This window comes from Labrenzia sp. THAF191a, assembly GCF_009363335.1.
GTDB lineage: Bacteria > Pseudomonadota > Alphaproteobacteria > Rhizobiales > Stappiaceae > Roseibium > Roseibium algicola.
Map to the genome: position 1 here is coordinate 5,410,322 of NZ_CP045333.1, position 23,827 is coordinate 5,434,148.

The window sequence follows — 23,827 nt, forward strand, 5'->3', positions numbered from 1 at the left end:
TCATTTCCACCGCTCCATCATCCTGAGGAGCGCGTTCGCGCGCGTCTCGAAGGATGGGCCGCTTGCTCTGAGTATGCCGCCCATCCTTCGAGACAGCGCTTCGCGCTTCCTCAGGATGAGGTTGAGAGGAGGAGAAGCTCTGGAGATCCGTGGAAAGACCTGGGCGTTGACTGAGCTCAGGCCGCCGCCGCAACAGGCACCTGCGGCATGGCCTGCGCCATGTCTTCCAGGATGTCATCTAAGTCTTCCAGGCCCACGGACAGGCGCACGAGGCCGTCGCTGATGCCGTGGGCGGCGCGCTCTTCCGGGGTGTAGGTGGAATGGGTCATGGACGCAGGGTGCTGGATCAGCGTCTCGGCATCGCCCAGGGACACGGCCCGCTGGATCATCTTCAGGCCATTCATCATGGAAATACCGGCTTCCAGACCACCCTTCAGTTCAAAGGCAATCATGCCGCCCGGCTGGCTCATCTGCCTGTTTGCCAGTTCGTGCTGCTCGAAGCTCTCAAGTCCCGGGAAATGGACCTTTGAGACCGCCGGATGGCCTTCCAGCCATTCGGCGACCTTCTGCGCGGACGCACAGTGCCTGTCCATGCGCAGGGCAAGCGTCTTCAAACCGCGCAGGATCAGCATGGCACTGAACGGGGCCATCACCGCGCCGGTCATGTCCTTCATGCCGACGAGACGGATCTCCTGGATCTGGTCGGCCCGTCCGGCAACCAGACCGGCCACGACGTCACCATGACCACCCAGATACTTGGTGGCCGAATGCAGAACGAGGTCGGCGCCAAGTTCGATCGGGCGGGTGAGATAAGGCGTTGCATAGGTGTTGTCGACGATTACCGTCGCGCCGGCCTCATGTGCGATTTCCGAAACGTGGCTGATGTCGACAAGGCGCATGTTCGGGTTGGCCGGGGTCTCGAAATAGACAACCCGGGTCTTGTCGGAAATGACGCTGCGCAGGTTTTCAGGATCGGTCAGGTCCACATGGGTGATCTTGATGCCGAACTTGGTCAGGCCATGGCGCATATAGGCAAAGGTGCAGCCGTAAAGGGTTTCGTCGACGATGATCTCGTCCCCCGGTGCCACGAGCGTCCAAAGGGTCGCGGTGATCGCGCCCATGCCGGAAGAAAGCGCGAGACCGGCTTCCGCTCCTTCCAGATCCGCAATGCGGCGTTCCAGAAGATCCAGCGTCGGATTGGAAATGCGGCTGTAGATATGCCCTGCCCGCTCGCCCGCGAACATCTCGCCGCCGGCTTCCGCCGTCTCGAACACGAAGGTGGAGGTCAGATGCAGCGGCGGTGTCAGAGACCCCTCGTTTTCAAGCGGATTGTAAGCGAGGTGGATCGCACGGCTGGCAAAACCCTTGTAGGCACTCATGGCTGTCTCCCTGATTTCAGCCTGAGCAATATGATCCAATCATGAGGGTGATAGATTTCAAAATCTGTCAGTGATAGCCTTTAGATTAGCATAATCTGCCAATCGAGCTTCAAATGGACAAGAAAGACCGACAGATCATCCGCGCGCTGCAGCGGGATGGCCGCATGACCAACCAGGACCTGGCGGAAGCGGTCAACCTGTCGCCCTCGCCCTGCTTGCGCCGGCTCCGGAACCTGGAAGCCTCCGGGGCAATCAAGGGGTTTTCGGTGGATGTGGATGCTGCCGCCTACGGTCTGCCGATCACCGTCTTCGTCCGCATCCGGCTGGAGCGCCACAACGAGGAAGATGTGCGCCGGTTCGAAAGCCGGATGCAGACCATCGAGGAGGTTCTGGAATGCCACGTGCTGACCGGCGCGATGGATTATCAGCTGCGCGTGGTGGTGTCGGATCTTGAAGCCTATGAGACCTTCATCCGCAACCGCATTCATCCGATCGGCGGCATTGCGTCGATCGATACCAGTTTCGTTTATGGTACCGTCAAGAAGACGGCGGTGTTTCCACCGCTCGCCTGACCTGACAGCACTGTTGCTATTCCTGCCGGAATTTCACTGGCGGCGATTTCTCCGGCAACAGTCCGGACCGGAAACGCTGCAGCACCACCTGCAGAAGCAGACCCACCAGCAGCATGCGGATGAACGAACTGCGGGTCGCCCATTCCGGCGGCAGGCGGTTGGTGAAGATTTCCGTCACGGACCAAAGCGTCCAGATGGTCAAGGCGCCGAGGATGGCCCCCCTGTTGTTGCCGGAGCCACCGGCCATCAGCATCACCCACACAAGGAAGGTCACCAGCAGCGGATCGGTGGCCGTGGGCGACAGGAAGCGGAAATAATGCGCTGACAGGCCACCGGCGATCCCCATGATGGCGCAACCGATGACGAAGGTCTGGATCCTGAATTTCTCGACGTTCTTGCCGACGGCCGCCGCCGAAGCCTCGTTGTCGCGGATCGCACGCAGGCTGCGGCCCCACGGGCTGTCGTGCAGGCGCGAGGCAGCCAGATAGACCAGCAACACCACGAACCAGACAAAGCCGAGAAACACGATGTCCCCCATGCGCCCGGTGGTGAGGTCCGCCAAAGGCCTTGGAATGCGGGACAGGCCCAGACTGCCGTTTGTGAGCCAGCTTTCGTTGACGATGACGAGCCGCAGGATCTCGGCGATCCCGATGGAGGCCATCGCCAGATAGTCGCTCTTGAGACGCACGCAGATCTTGGCCACCGCCCAGCCGGCAAGCCCGGCGAGTATCGCAGCCCCGATCAATCCAATCGGCACAGGCAGGCCAAAGCCCCCGAGATGCTTGGACGAGGCCGCGGTTGTCAGGATCGCCGAGGTATAGGCCCCAACACCGTAGAACCCGGCGATGCCGGCGTTGAAGAGGCCGCCCATGCCCCATTGTACATTCAGGGCAAGGCACAGGATTGCGTAGATACCGCCCAGGATCAGAAGACTGACCGCATAGAAAAAGAGACCGGTGAGTTCCATCAGAGCAACCTCCCCTTGAAGAGGCCCTGGGGCCGGAAGATGAGCAGGCCGATCATCAGGACGAAAGCGACCGCCGTCTTGTAGGACGGAGAGATGAGCGCATCGTCACCGATCCAGTGGTAGGAGGACAGTTCCTCGGCCAGGCCGATGATGAAACCACCTGCCATGGCGCCCATCGGCTTGCCGATCCCACCCAGAATGGCGGCGGCAAACATAGGCATCAGCAGGTTCCAGCCCAGATTGGGGTGAGCACTGGTGTTCAAGGCGGCAAAGGTTCCGGCGATCGCCGCCAGAGCCGCGCCGATAATCCACGTCCAGCGAATGACCTTGGCGGTATCCAGACCGGAAACTTCGGCCAGTTCCGGATCGTCGGCGACTGCCCGCATGGACCGGCCGGTTCTTGTGACGGTCAGGAAGTAGTGCAGAAGCACGGCAATGATCGCTGTCGAGATCACCGCCTGCAGATGCAGCACCGACACCCGAAAGGTATCGAACAGGACCAGCGGCGGTTTAACGCCTGTCGAAAACACCTGGTTTTGAGAACCCCAGACCAATTGAACGATCGAGCGGAAGACCAGCGCAATGCCGAAGGACGAGATCACCGTGTAAATGGTCGGCAGCTCGCGCAGTGGCTTGTAGAAATAGCGGTCGACCAGAAGCGCCGAGACGATCGTGAGTGCCATGCCGAAGGGGATCAGCAGAAGCGGATTGACCGGGACGATGGCAGCCATGGCCAGCACACCGTAAGTGCCCAGGGTCATCAGATCGCCGTGCGCAAAATGGGCAAAGCGCAGGATGCCGAAGATCATGGAAATCCCGACGGCGCCAAGCGCGTAAATGCTGCCAATGGCCAGCGCCGGGAACAGATAGAAATTCACGAACTCGATCATGCCGCCGCTCCCCCGAGGAAGAGGCGCCGCACGTCTTCATCCGCCAGCAACTCCTTGCCGGTTCCGCTGGCATAGTTTCGCCCGTTCACCAGGATATGGCCGTGATCGGCAATCTGCAGAGCCTGGCGGGCATTCTGTTCCACCATCAATATCGTGATCCCGGTTTTTCGGATGTCGAGAAGCAGGTCGAAGATCCGCTCCAGATAGGCAGGCGACAGACCCGCTGTCGGCTCGTCCAGCAGCACCAGCTTCGGGTCGCTCATCAACGCGCGGCCCATGGCAACCATCTGCCGCTGCCCACCCGAAAGCTCGCCAGCAGGCTGTTTTAACTTGTCCCGCAGGTCGGGAAACAGGGAGAGCACACGTTCGCGCGTCGCCGCTTTATCCTTTGGTGGAGCTGCATAGGTTCCGACATCAAGGTTTTCGTCTACGGACATGGTCGCAAAGACGTTTTTCGTCTGAGGCACTGCCGAAACACCGAGCGGAACAAGAGCGGACGTCTTGCAGCCCGCCAATTCCTTTGCGCCAAGTTTGATCGACCCGGCGGAGACGGTGGTCAGTGCGAAGATGGTTTTGAGCAAGGTCGACTTGCCGGCGCCGTTCGGCCCGAGAATGACCGCGATCTCGCCAGGTTCAACAGTCAACGAGACCTCTTCGATGATGGGCGGACCGCCATAGCCGGCGCTGACGTTTGTGACGGAAAGTCGCTCGGTCATAGCTGCGCCTCGTATTTTCCGCCGCCGAAATAGGCTTCGATCACACGTTCGTCGTTACGCACGTCTTCGACCGAACCTTCTGTCAGGAGCGTGCCCTGCGCCATGACCAGCACGTGGTCGCACAGCTTGGAAACGTAGTCGAGGTCATGCTCGATGAGACAGAAGGTCAGGCCCCGTTCCCGGTTCAGCATCAGGATCTTGTCCGCCAGCTTGGACAGAAGCGTGCGGTTGATGCCGGCACCGATCTCGTCCAGCAGGATGATCTTCGGGTTGCGCATCAAGGCGCGGCCGAGTTCGACCAGCTTCTTCTGACCACCGGAAAGATTGCCTGCCTTCTCGTCGATGACATGGTCCAGTTCAAGCAGGCGGACAGTGTCCCGCGCAGTCTCATAGATTTCCTGCTCCTCGGCCTGGTAGTGGCCGCGGCGGAAGATCACGTTGAAGACATTCTCGCCTTCCGGCGCCGAGGCAGACGCCATCAGGTTTTCGAGAACCGAGAGATGCCCGAATTCGTGAGGTATCTGGAAGGTGCGTGCGAGGCCGGCCTTGGCCCGTTGATGGGGTTTGAGCGCAGTTATGTCCTTCCCGTCCAGAAGCACCCGGCCGGCACTGGGCCGGATTGCACCTGCAATGACGTTGAAGGCGGTTGTTTTTCCCGCACCGTTCGGCCCGATCAGGCCGGTGATGCGGCCTGCGCCGATCTTGAAGCTTGCATGGTCAATAGCCCGCAAACCACCAAAATCGACGCAGATTTTGTCCAGCTCAATCACGCTGTCGCCTTGTCGGCTTATTCGACGATTTCGACTTGCTTGTAGCCGTCGCCGTCCACGACGAACTTGCCGATGTAGCCACCGACATCGCCGTTTTCATCGAACTCCGCGGAGCCGCTGGCACCGTCATAGTCGATGTCCTTGCCTTCCTTGATCAGCGCAATCGCCTTTGCCCATTCACCCGGGCCGACTTTCTCGCCCGGAGCCATGGCGACTTCCTTCAGGGCTTCGGCAATCTTTGCGCGGTCAGTCGAACCGGCCTTTTCAACGGCCAGCAGGGCGAGGAAGGTTGCGTCATAGGTCTGGTCGACAAAAGCCTTGTCGGCACCTTCGCCAAATTCGGCGTTGAAGGCATCATGAAGAGACTGCTGGGCCGGGTTTTCAGCCGGAGACGTCGGTGAGGAGAAGAACGAGGTCTTCAGGGCATCTGCGCCAACGTTCTGGATCAGCAGTTCGTCACGAAGACCATCCGTGCCGATGAATTTGGTGAAGAGGCCACCTTCAATGGCCTGACGGACGATCTTGCCGCCGCTGTCGCCGGCATAGGCGATCACAACCAGCGCCTCGGCATCCCCCTTGGCCAGGCTTGCGAGTTCCGAACGGTAGGAATCCTTCTTTTCTTCGTGCTTCGCCTCGGCGACGATTTCACCGCCGGCTTCGGTGTAGGCGTCGATGAATGTTTCGCCGATACCGACGCCATAGTCATTGTTGACGAAGGTGAGCGCGACTTTCTTGATGCCTTCGTCCATCACCATCTTGGCGAGGATCTCACCCTGATAGTTGTCTGAAGGCACAATGCGGAACACCAGGCCGTTGTCTTCCAGGAAGGTCATGGCCGGAGAGGTCGCGGTTGGCGAGATCTGCGGCACACCCGCCGGAATGATTGCAGCTTCGGCAGCGGCAATGGTGGTGCCAGACATGAGCGAACCCATGATGATCGGCACGTTTTCAACGTTCACCAGTTTCTGGGCAGCGTCGACCGCGCCCTGTGCGGTACCCGTGGTGTCACCGTAGACGGCAACTGCCGTGCCCCCCAGCAGACCGCCCTGCTCGTTCACCTGCTTGACCGCGAGATCGGCTGCATTTTGAAGCGGCGGAATGAAGTTGGCGATCGGACCCGTGATGTCCATCAGGATACCGATCTTGGTGTCGTCCGCCAGTGCGGCGGTGCCCGTGCCCAGCAACGCTGCTGCGGCCACAAATGTCGTCAATTTTCTCATGCTGTCATCCCCTCATGGCTTGACCTTGAACTCCTGCACAGCCTGTTCTTTCCTCCTCGACAGGCTTTGTCATTTCAGTCGCGCAGGACCTCCGTTTCGAACCGGCCCGGCAGGCTGACTTCCAGCAGTTCCAGGTCGGCAGTTGCTTCCGCGTATCGCGTCGCCATGTTCGGCGGGATCACGAAGGCGTCTCCGGCAGACAGGCGGTAAGGATCTTTGCCTTCGCCCTCCAGGGTCATTTCGCCTGCCAGCACAAAGTTGAATAGAATATCGCAGTCATGACGCGTCCAAGGAGAGGCCTCCCCGACCGGACGAGCCACCATAACAGATGCCACGCCTCGGGTGTTGTCACAGATGGTGGTGTCGCGTGCCTCAAAACCCGGAATGCGGAACGGTTCAAAAACGCCGTCCTGTGCCAGGCTGTGCACGAATTTCTGTCCTTGCCACTCCCGGTCCGGTCGCTCATGGGGCGTCGGCAGGGTCATCTCGTGGTCGATCTCGGTAATGTGCTCGGCAGGGACGCCGATCTCGATCACCTCGATCCCTTCGGCGGCATGCATCACGCGGTGACGGATTTCCGGCGGCTGGATGAAACAGTCACCAGCCCTCAGACGGCGCATGCCGCCCTGATCTTCATAAAGAACGTCAACCCAGCCGTGGACACAAAAGATCAGCTGAAACCCGACCTTGTGGAAGTGAACCATGTCCGGAACCGGCCCGTCCGGAACCCGGATATGCGAGGCGATCATGGCGCCGCCAAGCCGTGTAGGCACAAGATCCCGATAGGACATGCCCGCCCGGCCGATCACCCATGGGGCCTGGTCTGCCAGACGGCGCACCACGAAGGCGTGCTCGGTTTCAGGCATTACGAGCGGTGGATTGAGTTCGTCGATCTCGACACGTGTCCCGCTCGGGGAGACCAGCAGGCGCTCACCATCTGCAAATTCATCCGGATTTTCCGTCAGAATTCGCAGCGTGCCCGGTGCTTCACTTGCACCCTTTTCCACCCGCACGCGCAAGCCGTGACCGGAAAACACCGCAATTTCCGGGCTGTCGGCCGGATAGATCATGTCCAGCCGCATGTTCAGCTTCTTGGTGAAGAACGGCAGGTCCTTGGCAAGGTCCTGTGTCGGTAGTCTGACTTCCGCGCGGGTTTCCGTCATGTCCTGTCCATCGCTCCCTGTACCCCCGCTTCAGCCTGCCTGTGCAGAGGATGTTGTGTTCTGATTGCCGGAGTCCTCATGTGCTGCGAGGTAGGCCGCCTCCCCTTCAAAAACGAACCGCAGGATCCGGTCGCTTGCAGCAACCGCGTCCCGGCGGCAGAAAGCCTGATAAAGCTGGGTGTTACCGGCAACGATCAACGGATGGTTCGCCTGATGGGCAAAGGTCATCAGGCGAACGGCCTGCACCTGCGTCATGTAGCGCTGCAGCGCCTTGCGCAACGAAACATTCGGCACGGCGGCAATCCAGCTGTTGCGGAAAATCTCGCAGGCCCGATGCAAATGCTCGGTATCCCCCGCCGCCATGGCCGAACCCGCATCCTTGAGGATGTCGTCCAGTCCCTTCAACTCGTCTGCCGACAGGCTGAGCGCTGCCATGGCGGCTGCCCGCGGCTCGAGAAGACGGCGCAGATCGAAAATTTCCAGAATTTCCTGGTGGTCGAGACGCGGCAGCACAAAGCCCCGCGTTGTCGGTTCCAGATAGCCTTCATGGGCAAGACGCATCAGGGCATCACGAGCCGGCATGCGGGAAACGCCGAATTCGGCCGCCACAGCGGTGTCGACAAGGCGGATATCCTGACCAAGTTCCCCGCGCTGGATGCGCCCCATGAGCAGGTCGTGGATCTGTCCGCTGGTGCTTTGCACGCCCGAAGTGGAGGCAGTTGATTTTCCTGCTGTCACCGGCAAGCCTCCCTCGTCACGAACCGCGCCACCACGGCAAATTCGTATACAGAACAGTTCAAGCCAAAACAGGAACTCAGCCTATTCAACCCACTTTCAGGCATTTTAAAAGTCCTTTAAGCTTGAACTATCTCAAAAACTGTATACGAATATTCCTGTGACGGTCAATAGCGTGTTTGAGACGGAAATGGATCTGTTTCAGCACCCCGGTTGACCGAAGGAAACGACATTTCGGGGGACCGCATGACGACCAGGGAAGACGGCTACTTCCTCTATCATTCCATCGGCCAGTATCCCGGCAAGGAAGCCGGATTGAGCGCCGCAATGGCCGAGCTGGCTGCCGTCTGGAGCGCTCCGAACGATCAGCAGTGGCCCTATCTGCTCGGCAAGCGCGGGGAGTTCATCGATTACTGGCGCGCGATCATCGATGCACCCGCCGGGTCTGCCACGACCTGCGAGAACGTTACCCAGGGCGTCGACATGGTCATGCGTTCGCTGCCGGACGGTTTGCTGCGTGGCCGCAAGGTGCTGGTGGCCGCAGACTGTTTCCCTTCCAATCACTTTCTTCTCACCCGTCTGCAGGAACGGCTCGGCTTCGAGCTGGTAACCGTGCGGGCCCGTCAGGGCGCAAATTTCGTTGCGGACGAAGACATGATCGCCGAATGGGACCGCGATGTCGCGCTCTGCCTGATCACCTGGGTCAGCTCCACTACCTCAAGACGCTCGGATCTGGAAACCCTTGTTGACCATGGCCGCTCGATGGGCAGCATCATCGGCGTGGACATCACCCAGGCCGCAGGTCTCCTGCCCTATTCGGTTGAGGCACCGAACGTGGATTTTGTGGTCTCGACCAGTCTCAAATGGATGTGTGGTACACCAGGAGCAGGTATCTTGTATGTCCACCCGGACCTGATCCGGGATTGCAGGCCGGAGCTGTGCGGCTGGTTCAGTCAGGACAACCCGTTCAACTGGGATATCGACGCCTTCGAATATGCTTCTGACATCCGCCGCTTCGACAACGGCACGCCGTCGATCATGCCCGCGGCCGCCTCCGTACCCGCCCTCAAGTGGCATGCCGACGCCGACAGGGAGTCCATCCTGCGCAGCAACCGGCACCTTTGCGGCATCCTGATCGATGGCGCGGATGACCTTGGCCTGAAGCTGCTCACACCGAGATCAGAAGAAGATCGTGGCGGCAGTCTCATGTTCGGACTTGCTTCGCCAGAACAAGCCGTGCAGGTGCTGACCCATCTGCGTGATGCCGGTTTTTCCGCAGATACCCGTGTCGCAACCCTGCGCCTGTCTCCAGGCATCCAGACGAGCGAAGAGGCCACACGCGAAGTCGTGGCGGAACTGGGGAAGGCACTGGCAGGATGAGCCGGGAGGCCGTTTCGCCGGAGCCAGCACAAGCGGCCCATCCTTCGAGACGGCCTGACGGCCTCCTCAGGATGAGGGTGTGGGTGTAGCAGCCCGGAAAGTTGCCTCTCTGAATCGCAAACTTGCTCCAACCTCATCCTGAGGAAGCGCGGAGCGCTGTCTCGAAGGATGGGCTGCAAACTCGGCACGCGCCTACGCAAATCCGGACCCCACTCGCCTGCTCTCTTCGCCAGGAACGAGGCGAAGACTTGCCTTGAAGCCCGGATACTCTGGAAATAGGTACCCCCGGGTCTCGCTATGCTCGCCAGGGGGTTAATCGAGGGGTATGTCCCGTCATTGAGTTCCGGGACACCCTTCCCTCAAACGAAGCTCTCAACCGTCTTCAGCGCCCCATCGAGATCCGTGCCCTTTTCGTCCTTGAGCGCAGCTTCACGCAGGCGGGCAACCCATTCAGGACCATCGTTCCGGTTTTCCACCATCCTTGCCCCGGCCAGCACCTTGTCGAATTTCGACAGGCCTCTTGCATGGGTGTCGGAATAGCCCTTGATAAGCCTGCGGCAGCGCAGGGTTTCCACGGCCATGGCATAGCGGTCCGGCAGGTAACCGGAGACCATCTTCAGCCAGCTTTCCAAATGATCCTGCTCCATCCGGTGGCGCAGCGTCTTGCGGCGCCAGCCGCGCAAACCACCGAGGAAATAGAGCATTGCAAATCCGCGCAGGCTATCGGTGCGGATCCGGCGGCCGCGGTTGAACCAGCGGTCGATGCGGCTCATCCAGACCGGATCGTTCTCCATCTTCCGGCCCATCTTTTCCGGCAGCAGGCCGACGATTTCTTCCGCACGCGGGTGAAGATAGTCGGTCAGATGCATCAGCTTGCCGTCCTTCACCTGCATTTCCGTTTCGATCCGGTCGAAACGCTGCGACCGCGTCTTCAGGTCAGCAACCCGAATGACATCGTCATAGGCCATTGCATTGGCGATATACTTGGCAGCCTCGCGGGAGAGTTCGTAATCCTTCTCCGCGCTATCCCGGCTGACGAGACTTTCCAGCCTGCCGAGATACTCCGCCCCATAGTCGGTATCCTGGAAATCGACGACTTTCTGCAGTCCCGCCCGCGCCATCTCGCGAACAGGCTCCGGCAGAGCCGCGACCTTTGCCTCCAGAGATGCCCAGGCCTTCTGCGCCATGTCCGGCCCGGCCGGTCTGACAATTTCCTGCCTGGTGGGTTTTGCGGCTTCAACCTTCGGCTCTTCGCCGTTTTTCGCCAGATCGTAACCTGCGGCGAATGCCCTGAGGCTTGCCTCAACACCCTTGCCGCCGGCGCGAATGGCCTCTTCAAAAGCCGCCCGTTCGAAGGGCAAAGCGCCGGAGCCAGCCAGTGCGCCAAAAAGGGAAGCAGAGATCACGGACCCAACTTTCAGGGCAGCCGTATCCATATCAGCAAGAACAAGCTTCTGTGCTGCCAGTTCAGCTGCCGCTTTTACCTCCTCCGAGGACGCCATGCCGTCGCCCGGCACGGTTTTTTCGGAAACCGCAAGCATGCGGTGAGTCGAAGCAATCAACGTGGTGCGATCGGGGGTCACGAAACCGCGAATGATTGCACGCCCGGCCTCCATCATTTCCGCGGCAATGATAATGTCGACATCACCAGAAGATGGTGCGAGCGAAAAGACGGGGGCCGCGACATCGCCCGGCGCCATCTCCATATAGTAGATGGTCGCACCGGTTCTCTGGGCGACACCGGCCACACTCGTTGCCTGACAATGATAGCCTTGTGACCTGGCCAGGCCTTCGATCCAGTTGGTCAGAACGCCGCCGCCCTGACCGCCAACGGCCAGGATGGCGAGTTTGATGATCCCTTCGAGCGCCGGATCTGCCGGTCTGGCATCCAGTGGCAATGCAAGCGACATCACGCGCCCTCCCCGGTAAAGGTCAGACGGGAGCCGGCCCGCCGCGTCTGCAGCCAGTTGATGATCTTTGTGCGAAGCCCCGCATACCAGGCTTCAAAGCCTGTCGGGTTATGAACCACTTTCGCTTCATAGAAGGACGGACACAGGATGGCCGCGTCGGCGACTTCACCGCAGTTGCCACAGCCCACGCAGGACTGGTCGATATGTACCACAGGATCATCCCGCAGCGGGTCATCCAGTTTCTTCAGCGAAAGCGACGGACATCCGGACAGACGGATGCAGGCGTGATCGCCAGTGCAGACGTCCTGATCGACGCCGAACCGCGGCACCTCGACCCGCTCGCCGCCTGCAATCGCCTTGTTGCGCTGGGGCTTTTCCCGGCGCTGGCGGTTGAGCATGCATTCGGAGGACGCGACGATCACCTTCGGACCATCATACTCGGTCGTCAGTGCCTCGCGAATGGTTTCGCGCATCCGGGTGACATCATAGGTCCGGTCGATCTGCCGGATCCACTTGACCCCCGCCCCTTGCAACGCCTTGGTTATCGGGTTGTTGGTCGACTTGGTCTTGTTCTTCGCCCGGCTGGAGGGAATGTCCTGTCCCCCGGTTGCCGCCGAATAATAGTTGTCGACGATGATCGCGACGCTGTCGGACTTGTTGAACACCATGTTGCCGATGGAAGTGCTGAGGCCGTTATGCCAGAAGCCGCCATCGCCGATGATCGAAATTGCACGCCTCTCGCCGCCGCCGTCAAAGGCCGCGTTCGAGGCCGGCCCGAGGCCGTAGCCCATGGTCGATCCGCCAATTTCGAAGGGCGGCAGGCAGGCAAACAAATGGCAGCCGATGTCACCGGTGATCTGATGCTGGCCGACTTCCTGTTCCACCATCTTCAACGAGGCAAAGATCGGGCGTTCCGGACACCCGGTACAAAAGCCCGGCGGACGGATCGGCACGGTCTTGGAAAGATCCGGCAGTTCCGGCTTGGGCGCGTTCGGCGCCAGTACCTTGCCCGGCAGAAGCTCGGGCGCGTACTGGCGAACGAAGGTGTCCAGACCGTCGAGCATGATCTGGCCGGTGTATTCACCCGCACGTGGGAAAATGCCCTTTCCTTCCAGCTTCGTCGTCCGGCCTTCCTTGTAGAGCATCGCCCCGAGCTGCTGCTCGATAAACTCCGGCTGGCCTTCCTCGACCATCAGCACGGCTTCTTTGCCGGCGCAGAATTCAAGCAGTTCGGATTTAACCAGAGGATAGGTGACGTTGAGCACATGAAGCGGGATGGATGTGTTCCCGCTGATATCGGCAAGTCCTAACCGTTGCAGTGCCCGGATGACACTGTTGTAGATGCCGCCGAGGCAGACGATCCCGACCTTGCCCTCTTTCGGGCCGAAATGCTCGTTCAGACGATTTTCCAGAATGAACTTTTCAGCAGCAGGCCAGCGGTTGTCGATCTTGTCATGCTCATGCGCATAGGACATCGGCGGCAGGACAACGCGCTTGAAATCGCGCATCGGACTGGAGAGCGCGTCGCGCACGGACAGCGGCGGCGGAACGTTATCCCGGGTTTCGAACCGGCCAGTGACATGGCAGGAGCGGATGCGCACCATCAGCATGACCGGCGAATTGCTGGCTTCCGACAGGGCAAAGCCGTCGCCAACGGATTTGACGATGGATGCCAGGTTCGGGCGCGGATCGAGCAGCCAGAACTGAGATTTCATGGCAAAGGCGTAGGAACGCTCCTGCATGATGGAGCTGCCTTCGCCGTAATCCTCGCCGACGATGACAAGCGCACCGCCGTTAACGCCGGACGAGGCCAGGTTGGCGAGTGCATCGGAAGCGACATTGACGCCGACAGAACCCTTGAAGGTGACGGCACCACGAATGGGATAATGCACGGAGGCAGCCAGCATGGCGGCGGCAGCGGCTTCCGAGGCATTGGCCTCGAAACGGATGCCGAGTTCGCCCAGAAGATCCTCCGCATCGGCAAGCACATCCATCAGATGGGAGATCGGCGCCCCCTGATAGCCGCCGACATAGCCGACACCGTTTTCCAGGAGTGCCTTGGTGATGGCCAGAATACCTTCACCCGTGAAGGTGTCTCCTGTTCCCTTGCGAAGATGCTCTACCTCAGCCTTGAACGACCTTTCGGCCATCGGCTCCTCCTTACGCGATCAACTCATATCGGGTGCTTGCGCACGTTCTTCAAAATTGCCTGCAGCGTGGCGACGAAGGCCCGCTGGTCCGCGTCGCTGATGCCCTTGAACATCTGCCGGTATGCACCAGCCAGATGCGGCCAGAGCTGCTCATGCGTGTCGCGCCCCTTGGGCGTCAGATGAATGCGGACGGCACGGCTGTCGTCCTTGTCGGCAACGCGCCGGACAAGCCCGTCCCGTTCCAGTGCGTCCAGCGCCCGGCTGAGCGTCGACACTTCGACGACCGCATAAATGGCAAGTTCGCGGATCAGCAGGCCGTCGATCACGGACAAGACGGCAAGCGTACGCATCTTCGGCGTCGTCAGGCCCAGATTGGCCATTTCGTCACGCAGCGCCGCGTTGTAGCGGCCCATGATACGGTTCATCAGATAGGGCGGGAAATTCTCCAGCCCAATTTCGCCAAGCCGCTGCACACGTGCTTCTTCCGTGATGACGTCCGTCCGATCCTCGTTGCTCATGCACCCATCCATTTCGCCAGATTGTAGCCGGACCCGCCACCGAGCCCCGGCCCCGGATGGGTCGAAGCGCCGATCATGTGCAGGTTCCGGATTTGGGTGGCGCTATTAACGGAATGAGCAAAGGGGCGCCAGATGAAAAACTGATCGATGCTGCAGGCCCCGCCATAGGGATCACCACCGACCAGATTGATATTGATGTCGTTCAGATCCGCTGGCGAATAAGCCCGCCGTGCAAGCTTGATCTGATCGAAGTTGCGGATATGCCGCTTCAGGATTTCTTCAAGCCGGTCGGCAAAGGCCTCCCGGGTTGCTTCGGTCCATTCCGGACCGGTCTCGATTTTGCCTGCGGCGTCGCCCTTGATCCTGCGCGGAGCGTCAGGGATCTGAAGCCACAGGACTCCCTTCCCTTCCGGCGCCCTTGAGGGGTCCAGACGATGCGGCTGGCCAACACATATCGTCGGAACTTCAGGCAGAAGACCCCGCTCAGCCTCGTTGGCGGACTTGGAAACACTGTCGATGCCGTCCGCAAGGTGGATCAGCGCAACATCCTCAAGCCCTTCAACGATCCAGTCCGGATCACCGTCCAGAGCATAGTGAAGCTGGAAATTGCCGCGGCCGTAGCGGTATTTCTGCGTGGCTTCCGGGAGTGCTTCCTGTTTCAAAAGCCGCTGATAGAGCTGCGTTGGCGTGACGGAGGCAATTATCGACTGCGCCTTGATGGTTTCACCGCTTGCCGATTCAACGCCGATCGCCTTTCCGTCCTTCACCAGGACACGTTCGACATCGACACCGGTGCGGATCTTGCCCCCCTTGGCCTCAATCAATTTTCGGAACGCCTCCGGCACGGAGCCGGAGCCACCCTTGGCCACCGGAGCGCCGGCAGCTTCCAGCGCAAAAGCAATCACCCGGCCCATCTGACCCGAATAGGTACTTTCCGGCGTCAAACCGGTGTGCAGGACCCAGGGTGCCCAAAGCGCCTGCAGGGTTTCGCTCCGATAGTTCCCTTCCAGCCAGCCGCGAGCCGGCTGCAGGCAGGCACCGAGCCACGCCTTCAATCCGCCAAGGCCACGTTTCCAGGCTTGGGCGAGCATCAGGCGCGCCATCTTGCCAGACCAGAGCGGGCTCCCCAGCAAGGCAAACAGAAACTCCGCGTCGGCTTCGATACCGCCGACGTCGGCCGCATGCTGCTTGCCGTCGCCTGCCGCGAGGGCTTCGAAGGCGGCAATGTTGGCCGCGCGGTCCATCGTCAGCTTCAGCGCCTCCCCTCCCGGCCGTAAAACGGCGGTCGGATGCGGCGTGTGGCAGAATTCAAGACCATGCCGGCCAAGATCTTCCGCCAACTCCGCATAGGCAGGTGAGGTTATGAAAAGAACGAAGGTGGCCGCCATCACATCGTGCCGGAACCCGGGCAGCGTGATTTCCTCTGTCCGCATACAGCCGCCTAGGACGTCTGAGCGTTCCAGAAGCAGAACCGGCTCCCCTCTGCGCGACAGCATTGCTGCCGCGACGAGGGCATTTATACCGGAGCCGACGATTACGTGCGGAGCGGCCATTTCGAGACGCCTCAGGCTTTCGGAACCAGAGCCAGTGCCCGGATGGGGCTACCAGTGCCGCGTTCGATTTTCAGCGGAGCGGCAATCAGGATCGCCCCCTTGGCTGGCAGCTTGTCGAGATTGGCAAGCGATGCCAGACCGAAGCAGTTGTCCCTGTGCAACAGGTTATGCGCCGGGAACGGCGGCTCCATGCCACCGGCCTGACCGGCATCAGTGCCGATGCACTGGCTGCCCCAGCCTACGATCTTCTTCGACAGCAGGTATTCAATGGCATCCGGCGTCGGTCCGGGGCTGTGCGGGCCCGCTTCGTCGGCATTGAGGAACGCGGCTTCATCGCCGGCGCGTTTGTCCCAGTCGGTGCGCATCACGACCCACTCACCTGAACCGATCTCGCCGTGCTCGGCTTCCCAGGCCTTGATCAAATCCGCAGTCAGCAGAAAATCAGGATCTGCAGTGCTTTCCTTGGAGCAGTCGATCACATTGACCGGCGCAATCAGACGCTGCACATCCAGCGTGTCCGTAAAGCCGTCGCTGTAGTCCTTCCCGGTAATCCAGTGATGCGGCGCATCGAAATGCGTACCGGAGTGTTCCCCCAGAACCATCCAGTTCCAGGCGAAGAAAGGACCGTCGGCGTCATATTCACTGATCTTGTGGATCTCGACCTTCGGCGTATTCTTTGCAAAATCAGGCGGAAGTTGCAGGATCGGCGTATTCGGACCCAGAACGCCCGTGCAATCCACCACTTCCACTTCTCCGGACAGGAGTTTAGCTCCAAGCCCGCTGAGCGCGCTCTCTGCAGACATAATCGTTCCCTCTGTACCTCTGTGGCCTGTCGGCTCGTTATCACAATTCAATGCTAGACAGATTTATTTGTATTTGCAATTATCTTCTGCGAACGACGGAGGGGATTGATCGTGACCGAGGTGTTGGACGGCGTCATTATCGGCAGCGGGCATAACAGCCTTGCCTGCGCTGTTCATCTTGCAGCTCAAGGCTGGAAAGTCGGTGTCTTCGAGCGCGCGGGGGAACCTGGCGGTGCGGTCAAATCCGGCGAGTACACGCTTCCCGGCTACCGCCACGACTGGGCGGCCATGAACCTTTCCCTGTTTGCAGGTTCCGCCTTCTTCAAGCAATACTCTGAGGAACTGGGCAGCCACGGTCTGGCTTTCGCGCCAGCATCCAATTGTTTCTCTTCCGTTTTTCCGGACGGCACCTGGCTTGGCGTCAGCAACGATCTGGAAACGACAGCTTCGCGAATCGAAAAGATCTGCCCGGAAGACGCACATGTCTGGCGGGCACTGACATCGGAATTTCCGGGACGCGCAGAGACCTTGTTCGCGCTTCTGGGCAGTCCGGCAAAAAAACGTGCATTTGCATATATATTGTTCAAGGAGTGGCGAAAAAGCGGTTCGGACGGCGTGCTGGACCTTGCCCGCTTTCTGCTATCCTCGCCGCGCGACTGGCTGAACACAACCTTCACATCACCGAAGGTGCGTGCCCTTCTTGCTGCCTGGGGGATGCATCTGGATTTTGCACCCGACATTTCAGGCGGCGCGCTGTTCCCCTACCTGGAAGGCATGGTCAATCAGGCTTTCGGCATGGTCCTGGGTCAGGGCGGTGCGGATACGATCGTCAAGGCCATGGTTTCGCAGATCGAAGCTTCGGGCGGATCGGTGACCTGCAATGCAGAAGTCACGCGCGTGATTGTCGAGAATGGACAGGCACGCGGCATCGAGCTCAAGGACGGTCGGCAGATCATGGCCCGCAAGGCGGTGATCGCCAACGTCGCCCCATCCGCCTTGCTGAAACTTGCGGGCGAAACCGGCAACGCGCGGTATGACCTCGGCCTGAAGAAGTCAGCACATGCGCCGGGCACGATGATGATCCATCTTGCCATGGATGCCCTGCCCGACTGGACCGCAGGTGAAGAGCTGAAAAAATTCGCCTATGTGCACATGGCTCCGGACCTCGATCAGATGGCACGAACCTACGCACAGGCCCAGGCCGGCCTTCTGCCGGAAGAACCGGTGATTGTCTGCGGTCAGCCAACCGTCGTCGATCCGAGCCGGGCACCGGAGGGCAAGCATGTTCTCTGGCTTCAGGTTCGCATGGCACCCGGCACCATCAAGGGCGACGCCGCCGGCAAGATCACGGCCACCGACTGGACCGAAGCGGCGGAACCGTTCGCCGAACGCGCACTCGACATTCTGGAACGTTATGCCCCCGGCACGAGGGCCAAGATCCTCGGCCGCCATATCGTATCGCCCGCCCTGCTGGAGGCGGACAATCCCAACCTGGTCGGAGGAGACCAGGTTTGCGGAAGCCATCATCTGACCCAGCATTTCATGTTCAGGCCCGTACGCGGCTTTGCCGACGGAACGACGCCGGTTGGAAACCTTTACCACACCGGCGCGGCCGTCTGGCCCGGTGCGGGAACCGGCGCAGGGCCCGGATATCTGCTTGCACAAAAACTTGCCGGATAGCGACAAAAACAAACGCACCGGCACCAGAGGTAAAATGGGGAACAGTAACCATGAGAGTTTCAAGACGCACACTGCTTAAAAGTGCGGCCGCCAGCGGATTGCTGACAGCCGTCGGAACACCGGTAGCATTCGCCAGCGATATCGAAGAGCTGGTGATCGCCTATAACGTCAACCTGCCGAGCTGGGACCCGACAGTCGGCCCTTCAGCGGTCAACCCGACCATCCAGGGCATCTACCAGTCCGTGTTCGACATGTTCATTCATCAGAACACGGACCTCAGCTTTGCGCCGGGTATTATCACCGCCTGGGGCTGGAACGACGACAAGTCGAAGATCTGGATGGATGTGCGCGAAGGCGTCACCTGGCACAACGGTGATCCGCTGACACCGGAAGACATCGTCTGGTCGCTGGAACGTGCCGGCAATCCGGACACGGGCAATCCGATCCAGTTCATCTGGGGCAAGGTCGGCAACTTCCAGATCGACGGAAACAAGATCACTGCCGACGTCAAGGAATACGAGCCCACCATCTTCAAGTGGATGAGCTTCCTGACCGGCTATGTGATGCCGAAGAAATACTATGAGGAAGTCGGCGCAGACGGCTTCGAGGCCAAGCCGATCGGCACCGGGCCTTACATGGTCGACAAGTTCGAGCGCAACGCCTTCGTCCGGCTGAAAGCCAACGAGAACTACTGGGGCGGCGCACCGGAGTTCAAGACGGTCACGATCAAGTTCGTCACCGATGCGTCCAGCCGAACCTTCGAGGTGATGTCGGGCAATGCGCATGTCACGCTGGAAATGCCTTACGAGGAATTCGACCGGCTGAAGGAAAACGACGGCATCGTCGGCACCGCAGCCCCGATCTCCGACATCGGCATGATCTTCATCAACGATGTCGATCCGATGCTGGACGAAAACGTGCGCAAGGCGATGGCCTATTCCATCGACAAGAAGACCATCATCGAGCGTCTCCTGTCGGGATACGGCGTGCCCATCGACACGCTGCAGACACCTGACTATTCCGCTTATGATGCTTCGATCACCGTTCCCTACGACCCGGACAAGGCGAAGGAACTGCTGGCGGCCTCCGGCTTCGGTCCGGACAATCCGGTCAAGTTCAAGATCCAGACCACCCGCGGCTTCAAGCCCAAGGATTACGAGATCATTCAGGCCATCGTCGGCTTGTGGCGCAAGATCGGCATCGAGGCGGAAATCGAAGTCTACGAAATCGCCAAGCATTACGAATTGCGCGCGGCCGATACGCTGGCCCCGGCAGCCTTCTACAACTGGGGCAATGCCATTGGCGACCCGACCACCTCGACCGGCTTTGCCATGTTCGGTCCCTCGCCTCACTCCGTCTGGGATGGCGAAGAGTTGATGCAGCAAATCCTGCCGCTTTGGGGCGAGGCTGACGAGGACAAGCGTATCGAAGGCTGGAAGGAAGTCGATCGCCACATTGCAGACAATGCCCTGGTCATTCCGCTCCTGCAGTATGTGCAGCCGATCCTGCACAGCGACAAGGTCAAGGTCACGCCGCACGCTTCCGGCGCGCTGCTGCCTGCGTTGATGACGCGTTCCTAAAAATCCGGAATTTTCGAACCCGCCTTCGCCGCAGCACCCTCCAAAGCTTGCTCCCGGGGTGTTGCGGCGACTTTTTCCGATTTTTGGACCAAATACCGTCATGCAAATCGTGCGCGCGCTGCTGACGCGCCTCATCACAACGCTTATCACCCTGTTCGGGGCCGCGATCATCGTGTTCGTGGTCATCCGGGTCGTCCCTGGCAACCCCATCGCCATGATGCTGCCGCCCGGGGCGACAGATGCCGACATTGACCGGCTGAAAGCGCTTTACGGGCTCGACAAGAGCATCTTCGAACAGTTCGTGATCTGGATCTCCAACGTGATCCAGGGTGATTTCGGCACGTCCATCACCCTGCGCCAACCGGTCTACGACCTGGTGATCGGCCGCCTGCCGGCCACGCTGGAACTCTCGGTCATGGCCTTGCTGATCGCCGTCATCATCGGAGGTGCTGCCGCTCTCACGGCAACGCTCTACCGCGGTTCCAAGGTGGAAGGCGGGATCGACGTTGCCGGCGGCATCGCGCTGTCCCTGCCGGATTTTCTTTGGGGGCTGGCGCTGATCCTGCTGTTCGGCGTGCTGTGGCCCCTGTTTCACATTTCCGGCCGGATATCGCCTTCGCTCGGGTTCGAGTTCAGCTCCAACTTCTATCTCTTCGAAGCGCTCGCCCGGTTCCGGTTCGACGTGGTGCTGGATCTCATGGGGCACATGCTCATGCCGGCGCTTGCACTGGCAATCCCGTTGGCAGCCATCATCCTGCAGCTCCTCAAGCAATCCCTGAAGGAATGCATGCACGACGATTACATCACCCTGGCCCGGACAAAGGGCTATTCGGAAAGCTCGATCATCCTGCGTGATGCCCTGCCGAACGCGATCCTTCCCACGCTGACGCTTATCGGCGTCCAGTTCACATTTCTCATAGGTGGCACGGTCATCATCGAACGCCTGTTTTCCTACGAAGGTCTCGGCAACATGGCGATCGACGCGGTAATCAACCGTGACCTGCCGTTGATCCAGGGCATCGTCCTGATTTTTGCCCTGCTCTTCACGATGGTCAATCTGGTGGTGGACATGGCCTATGCCGCCCTGAACCCGAGGCTGCGCCATGCGTGACGCCCGAGGACATATCCGTCGCCTGCCCGGTCTTCGGCTCTGGCTCAGTGGCGGCTGGCTCACCTTCCTGGTGCTGGCAGCCGTCTTCGCCCCCCTGATCAGCCCGCATGACCCGCTGGCGCAGGATCTTTTCGCCGGACGTCTGCCGCCCTTCTTCGAACAAGGTGCCGACCCGGCCTATTTGCTGGGAACCGACAGCCTCGGCCGCGACGTGCTCAGCCGCATGCTCTACGGCGCAAGACTTGCGCTGATCGTGGCTCTGGTTGCCGGAACGCTTACCTGCCTTATCGGGGCAACACTTGGCCTGATCGCAGGGTACTATCGGGGCTGGGCGGATCTGGTGATCTCCCGTTTCATCGACATCTGGATGGCCTTCCCGCCGGTCCTCTTTGCGATCCTGCTGATTGCGGTTCTGGGAACCGGACTGATGTCCGTCATCATCGCCATCGTCGTCATTGACTGGACCCGCTTTGCGCGCGTCGTCCGGGCCGAAGCGATGAGCCAGGGGGCGATGGACTATGTGGCTTCGGCGCAGGTTGCCGGACGCACCCGTTTCGGCACCGCCCTGACCGAGATCCTGCCGAACGTCCTGCCGACCATCGTCGCCCTCTTGACGCTGGAAATGGGTATCGCGGTGATCGTCGAGGCGATCCTGTCCTTCGTGAACCTCTCCATTTCCACGGACCAGCCGACCTGGGGCGGCATGATTGCCGAAGGCCGTACCTCCATCTATCAGGCCTGGTGGGTTCTCGTGTTTCCCTTGTTCGCGCTTTTCCTGACGGTGCTGAGCTTTTCCCAGCTCGGCGAAGGCCTGAAGGACCATTTCGATCCGGTGCTGCGATGAGCTTTTTGTCCATTCAGGACCTGACGGTCCAGCTGAAGAACGGCATGCCGCTGCTCCGGCATGTCTCACTTGATGTGGAGCCTGGCGAGGTGCGTGCACTTGTCGGGGAAAGTGGCGCAGGCAAGAGCATGATCGGCAAGGCTGTTCTCGGCATTCTGCCGAAGGCCGCAAGGTTGATCGGGGGCAAGATCCTGCTCGACGGGGAAGACCTGCAGACGCTTTCCCAAAAGGCGAGACGCCAGCGGATTGGCGCCCGCGCGGCCCTGATACCACAGGACCCGCTCACCGCGCTCAATCCATCCCGCCGTGTCGGGCCGCAGATCACGGACAGGCTGGTTGACATTCTCGGCTGGAAACGACCAGACGCGGAAAAACGGGCGTTGGAGCTGTTGGAAGAGGTCCACATCCAGTCACCGGAACGGGTGATGAAGGCCTATCCGCACGAACTGTCCGGCGGCATGCGCCAGCGTATCCTGATTGCGTCCGCCTTTGCCGCTGAACCGAAGCTGATCATCGCAGACGAGCCGACGACTGCGCTCGACGTGACCGTTCAAAAGCAGATCCTCAAGCTGATCCGCGAAATGCAGCAGCGCCACGGCACTGCTCTGCTGTTCGTCACCCACGATCTGGGTGTCGTCTCGAAGATAGCCCAGTCACTGACAGTGCTCTATGCGGGCAAGGTGATTGAAGAAACCTCCGTCGAGAACTTCTTTGCCGCGCCTTCGCACGCCTATTCGAAGGCCCTGCTCGCGGCAACGCCGAAATACACGGACCCGCAAGGCTCACTGACACCTGTACCGGAAGGCGTGACGAAAGCGGTGGAAGCTGAAGTGGCTGCCTTCGACGCACAATTGAAGGCAGGAGCCCGGCCATGAGCGACATCATCTACGAGCTGAAAGACCTGCACGTCTCCTTTCCCGACATGTCCCGCAAACCGCTTTTGGGCGCGGCACCGCGGATCGACGTTCTGAAAGGCCTATCCTTCGATATTCCCAAGGGCGAAGTCCTCGGCATTGTCGGAGGGTCCGGATCGGGCAAATCCACGCTCGGCAGGGCACTGATCCGCCTGATCGAACCGGACAGTGGCGCGATCCGGTTTGAAGGCACTGACATCACCCATCTTCATGAGGACAGCCTGCGGCCCCTGCGCCGGCGCTTCCAGATGATCTTTCAGGACCCGATGTCTTCACTCAATCCTCGCCGGCGGGTCGGCGGTATCATCGCCGGGCCACTGCGCCTTCAGGGGCTCGACAACATCAAGGGCCGGGTCGACGAAGCACTCGACATGGTTGGCCTGCCCCTGCATTTCGCGACCCGCTATCCACACGAGTTGTCCGGCGGTCAACGCCAGCGCGTCGGGATAGCAAGGGCAATCGCCCTGAAGCCCGACTTCATCCTGGCCGACGAGATCGTGTCCGGGCTCGATGTGTCCTCCCAGGCCCAGGTGCTCAACCTGCTTGAGAGCCTCGTCAAGGACCTCGGCCTCACCCTGGCCTTCATCAGTCATGATCTCTCGGTGATCCGGCGGCTGTGTACCCGCATCCTGGTGCTCTACAAGGGCGAGATTGTCGAAAACTCCGAAACGGCGGAACTCTTCGCCAATCCGAAAGCGGATTACACACGCACTCTGCTCGACGCAATTCCGCTGCCTGATCCGAAACAGGCCTGGCTCTGAAACAACAATCTGGCACCTGTCCGGATTGCCGGATCGGTGCCACAAGTCCGGTCGGCCCGTGGAATGTGTCTTCGTTTGCCTGGGGTCGAGCCAGTGCGCTTTTCCGGTCGTTGATTTTTACGTTCAGCGCTTGCCATCTTGCCGGATGCTGGTGCTCCGGCCTTTAGCTGTTGGCGATTTTCCTCCATCCGGTCACTTCATTTCTTCCATG

Annotated in this window: 21 protein-coding genes; 8 read left to right on the top strand and 13 right to left on the bottom strand. The window is 60.3% G+C overall.

Annotation, left to right across the window (positions count from 1 at the left end):
• Window positions 1-176 precede the first annotated feature (176 nt).
• A complete protein-coding gene (locus FIV05_RS24870; RefSeq protein WP_152511360.1) occupies window positions 177-1,379 on the bottom strand; it encodes a methionine gamma-lyase in 1,203 nt (400 codons plus the stop codon).
• Window positions 1,380-1,492: 113 nt separating this feature from the next.
• Between FIV05_RS24870 and FIV05_RS24875 the strand changes: the two genes are divergently transcribed.
• Complete coding sequence (locus FIV05_RS24875; RefSeq protein WP_055659083.1) at window positions 1,493-1,951, top strand: Lrp/AsnC family transcriptional regulator; 459 nt, start codon at window positions 1,493-1,495, stop codon at window positions 1,949-1,951.
• A gap of 16 nt (window positions 1,952-1,967) precedes the next feature.
• Here the strand turns inward: FIV05_RS24875 and FIV05_RS24880 are convergent, their stop codons facing one another.
• The 7 genes from FIV05_RS24880 to FIV05_RS24910 form a co-directional block, all read right to left on the bottom strand.
• Window positions 1,968-2,918, bottom strand: coding sequence for a branched-chain amino acid ABC transporter permease (locus tag FIV05_RS24880; RefSeq protein WP_022997697.1), 951 nt, complete (start codon window positions 2,916-2,918; stop codon window positions 1,968-1,970).
• Window positions 2,918-3,808, bottom strand: a complete 891-nt coding sequence (locus tag FIV05_RS24885) for a branched-chain amino acid ABC transporter permease (RefSeq protein WP_022997698.1) — start codon at window positions 3,806-3,808, stop codon at window positions 2,918-2,920. Before FIV05_RS24885 ends, FIV05_RS24880 begins: the two co-directional genes overlap by 1 nt.
• Window positions 3,805-4,524, bottom strand: a complete 720-nt coding sequence (locus FIV05_RS24890) for an ABC transporter ATP-binding protein (protein WP_022997699.1) — start codon at window positions 4,522-4,524, stop codon at window positions 3,805-3,807. The genes FIV05_RS24885 and FIV05_RS24890 overlap by 4 nt, the downstream gene beginning before the upstream one ends.
• On the bottom strand, window positions 4,521-5,294 hold the full coding sequence (locus FIV05_RS24895) for an ABC transporter ATP-binding protein (protein WP_022997700.1): 774 nt from the start codon (window positions 5,292-5,294) through the stop codon (window positions 4,521-4,523). The genes FIV05_RS24890 and FIV05_RS24895 overlap by 4 nt, the downstream gene beginning before the upstream one ends.
• 17 nt (window positions 5,295-5,311) lie before the next feature.
• Window positions 5,312-6,514 carry an ABC transporter substrate-binding protein gene (locus tag FIV05_RS24900; protein ID WP_152511361.1) on the bottom strand — a complete coding sequence of 401 codons (1,203 nt, stop codon included), beginning with the start codon at window positions 6,512-6,514 and terminating at the stop codon, window positions 5,312-5,314.
• 74 nt (window positions 6,515-6,588) lie between these two features.
• The gene (locus FIV05_RS24905; RefSeq protein WP_022997702.1) at window positions 6,589-7,677 is read right to left on the bottom strand and encodes a cupin domain-containing protein; all 1,089 of its coding nucleotides are present in this window, start codon (window positions 7,675-7,677) and stop codon (window positions 6,589-6,591) included.
• A gap of 30 nt (window positions 7,678-7,707) precedes the next feature.
• Window positions 7,708-8,415, bottom strand: a complete 708-nt coding sequence (locus FIV05_RS24910) for a GntR family transcriptional regulator (RefSeq protein ID WP_209009780.1) — start codon at window positions 8,413-8,415, stop codon at window positions 7,708-7,710.
• Window positions 8,416-8,658: 243 nt separating this feature from the next.
• On the opposite strand from FIV05_RS24910, the gene FIV05_RS24915 reads away from it, so the two are divergent.
• On the top strand, window positions 8,659-9,792 hold the full coding sequence (locus FIV05_RS24915) for an aminotransferase class V-fold PLP-dependent enzyme (RefSeq protein WP_152511363.1): 1,134 nt from the start codon (window positions 8,659-8,661) through the stop codon (window positions 9,790-9,792).
• A gap of 359 nt (window positions 9,793-10,151) precedes the next feature.
• On the opposite strand, the gene FIV05_RS24920 is transcribed toward FIV05_RS24915, so the two are convergent.
• The 5 genes from FIV05_RS24920 to FIV05_RS24940 are packed head-to-tail and all read right to left on the bottom strand — an operon-like array spanning window position 10,152 to window position 16,726.
• Complete coding sequence (locus tag FIV05_RS24920) at window positions 10,152-11,702, bottom strand: indolepyruvate oxidoreductase subunit beta family protein (protein WP_173013935.1); 1,551 nt, start codon at window positions 11,700-11,702, stop codon at window positions 10,152-10,154.
• Entirely contained in the window at window positions 11,702-13,852 is a 2,151-nt protein-coding gene (locus tag FIV05_RS24925; RefSeq protein WP_152511364.1) for an indolepyruvate ferredoxin oxidoreductase subunit alpha, read from the bottom strand. The genes FIV05_RS24920 and FIV05_RS24925 overlap by 1 nt, the downstream gene beginning before the upstream one ends.
• A 23-nt stretch (window positions 13,853-13,875) precedes the next feature.
• Window positions 13,876-14,370, bottom strand: coding sequence for a MarR family transcriptional regulator (locus FIV05_RS24930; RefSeq protein ID WP_022997707.1), 495 nt, complete (start codon window positions 14,368-14,370; stop codon window positions 13,876-13,878).
• A complete protein-coding gene (locus FIV05_RS24935; protein ID WP_152511365.1) occupies window positions 14,367-15,923 on the bottom strand; it encodes an NAD(P)/FAD-dependent oxidoreductase in 1,557 nt (518 codons plus the stop codon). The genes FIV05_RS24930 and FIV05_RS24935 overlap by 4 nt, the downstream gene beginning before the upstream one ends.
• 11 nt (window positions 15,924-15,934) lie before the next feature.
• The gene (locus tag FIV05_RS24940) at window positions 15,935-16,726 is read right to left on the bottom strand and encodes a cyclase family protein (protein ID WP_152511366.1); all 792 of its coding nucleotides are present in this window, start codon (window positions 16,724-16,726) and stop codon (window positions 15,935-15,937) included.
• A gap of 120 nt (window positions 16,727-16,846) precedes the next feature.
• Here FIV05_RS24940 and FIV05_RS24945 point away from each other — a divergent pair, with 120 nt between their 5' ends.
• The 6 genes from FIV05_RS24945 (at window position 16,847) to FIV05_RS24970 (ending at window position 23,616) form a co-directional block, all read left to right on the top strand.
• Window positions 16,847-18,406 (top strand): NAD(P)/FAD-dependent oxidoreductase, encoded by a 1,560-nt coding sequence (locus FIV05_RS24945; RefSeq protein WP_152512070.1) that lies wholly within the window; start codon window positions 16,847-16,849, stop codon window positions 18,404-18,406.
• 50 nt (window positions 18,407-18,456) lie between these two features.
• Window positions 18,457-19,986, top strand: coding sequence for an ABC transporter substrate-binding protein (locus tag FIV05_RS24950; protein ID WP_152511367.1), 1,530 nt, complete (start codon window positions 18,457-18,459; stop codon window positions 19,984-19,986).
• A gap of 100 nt (window positions 19,987-20,086) precedes the next feature.
• Window positions 20,087-21,097, top strand: coding sequence for an ABC transporter permease (locus FIV05_RS24955; RefSeq protein WP_152511368.1), 1,011 nt, complete (start codon window positions 20,087-20,089; stop codon window positions 21,095-21,097).
• Window positions 21,090-21,941, top strand: coding sequence for an ABC transporter permease (locus FIV05_RS24960; RefSeq protein ID WP_022997713.1), 852 nt, complete (start codon window positions 21,090-21,092; stop codon window positions 21,939-21,941). The genes FIV05_RS24955 and FIV05_RS24960 overlap by 8 nt, the downstream gene beginning before the upstream one ends.
• Window positions 21,938-22,816, top strand: coding sequence for an ABC transporter ATP-binding protein (locus FIV05_RS24965; RefSeq protein WP_152511369.1), 879 nt, complete (start codon window positions 21,938-21,940; stop codon window positions 22,814-22,816). Before FIV05_RS24960 ends, FIV05_RS24965 begins: the two co-directional genes overlap by 4 nt.
• Window positions 22,813-23,616: an ABC transporter ATP-binding protein gene (locus FIV05_RS24970; protein WP_152511370.1), complete on the top strand. Its 804-nt coding sequence runs from the start codon at window positions 22,813-22,815 to the stop codon at window positions 23,614-23,616. Before FIV05_RS24965 ends, FIV05_RS24970 begins: the two co-directional genes overlap by 4 nt.
• Window positions 23,617-23,827 lie beyond the last annotated feature (211 nt).

Excerpts from the sequence above, each read along its gene's own strand:
- FIV05_RS24965 (WP_152511369.1), top strand. The coding sequence starts at position 21,938 with ATGAGCTTTTTGTCCATTCAGGACCTGACGGTCCAGCTGAAGAACGGC.
- FIV05_RS24880 (WP_022997697.1), bottom strand. The coding sequence starts at position 2,918 with ATGGAACTCACCGGTCTCTTTTTCTATGCGGTCAGTCTTCTGATCCTG.
- FIV05_RS24875 (WP_055659083.1), top strand. The coding sequence starts at position 1,493 with ATGGACAAGAAAGACCGACAGATCATCCGCGCGCTGCAGCGGGATGGC.
- FIV05_RS24925 (WP_152511364.1), bottom strand. The coding sequence starts at position 13,852 with ATGGCCGAAAGGTCGTTCAAGGCTGAGGTAGAGCATCTTCGCAAGGGA.
- FIV05_RS24950 (WP_152511367.1), top strand. The coding sequence starts at position 18,457 with ATGAGAGTTTCAAGACGCACACTGCTTAAAAGTGCGGCCGCCAGCGGA.
- FIV05_RS24935 (WP_152511365.1), bottom strand. The coding sequence starts at position 15,923 with ATGGCCGCTCCGCACGTAATCGTCGGCTCCGGTATAAATGCCCTCGTC.
- FIV05_RS24900 (WP_152511361.1), bottom strand. The coding sequence starts at position 6,514 with ATGAGAAAATTGACGACATTTGTGGCCGCAGCAGCGTTGCTGGGCACG.
- FIV05_RS24885 (WP_022997698.1), bottom strand. The coding sequence starts at position 3,808 with ATGATCGAGTTCGTGAATTTCTATCTGTTCCCGGCGCTGGCCATTGGC.
- FIV05_RS24930 (WP_022997707.1), bottom strand. The coding sequence starts at position 14,370 with ATGAGCAACGAGGATCGGACGGACGTCATCACGGAAGAAGCACGTGTG.
- FIV05_RS24940 (WP_152511366.1), bottom strand. The coding sequence starts at position 16,726 with ATGTCTGCAGAGAGCGCGCTCAGCGGGCTTGGAGCTAAACTCCTGTCC.
- FIV05_RS24915 (WP_152511363.1), top strand. The coding sequence starts at position 8,659 with ATGACGACCAGGGAAGACGGCTACTTCCTCTATCATTCCATCGGCCAG.
- FIV05_RS24905 (WP_022997702.1), bottom strand. The coding sequence starts at position 7,677 with ATGACGGAAACCCGCGCGGAAGTCAGACTACCGACACAGGACCTTGCC.
- FIV05_RS24890 (WP_022997699.1), bottom strand. The coding sequence starts at position 4,524 with ATGACCGAGCGACTTTCCGTCACAAACGTCAGCGCCGGCTATGGCGGT.
- FIV05_RS24960 (WP_022997713.1), top strand. The coding sequence starts at position 21,090 with ATGCGTGACGCCCGAGGACATATCCGTCGCCTGCCCGGTCTTCGGCTC.
- FIV05_RS24970 (WP_152511370.1), top strand. The coding sequence starts at position 22,813 with ATGAGCGACATCATCTACGAGCTGAAAGACCTGCACGTCTCCTTTCCC.
- FIV05_RS24870 (WP_152511360.1), bottom strand. The coding sequence starts at position 1,379 with ATGAGTGCCTACAAGGGTTTTGCCAGCCGTGCGATCCACCTCGCTTAC.
- FIV05_RS24920 (WP_173013935.1), bottom strand. The coding sequence starts at position 11,702 with ATGTCGCTTGCATTGCCACTGGATGCCAGACCGGCAGATCCGGCGCTC.
- FIV05_RS24955 (WP_152511368.1), top strand. The coding sequence starts at position 20,087 with ATGCAAATCGTGCGCGCGCTGCTGACGCGCCTCATCACAACGCTTATC.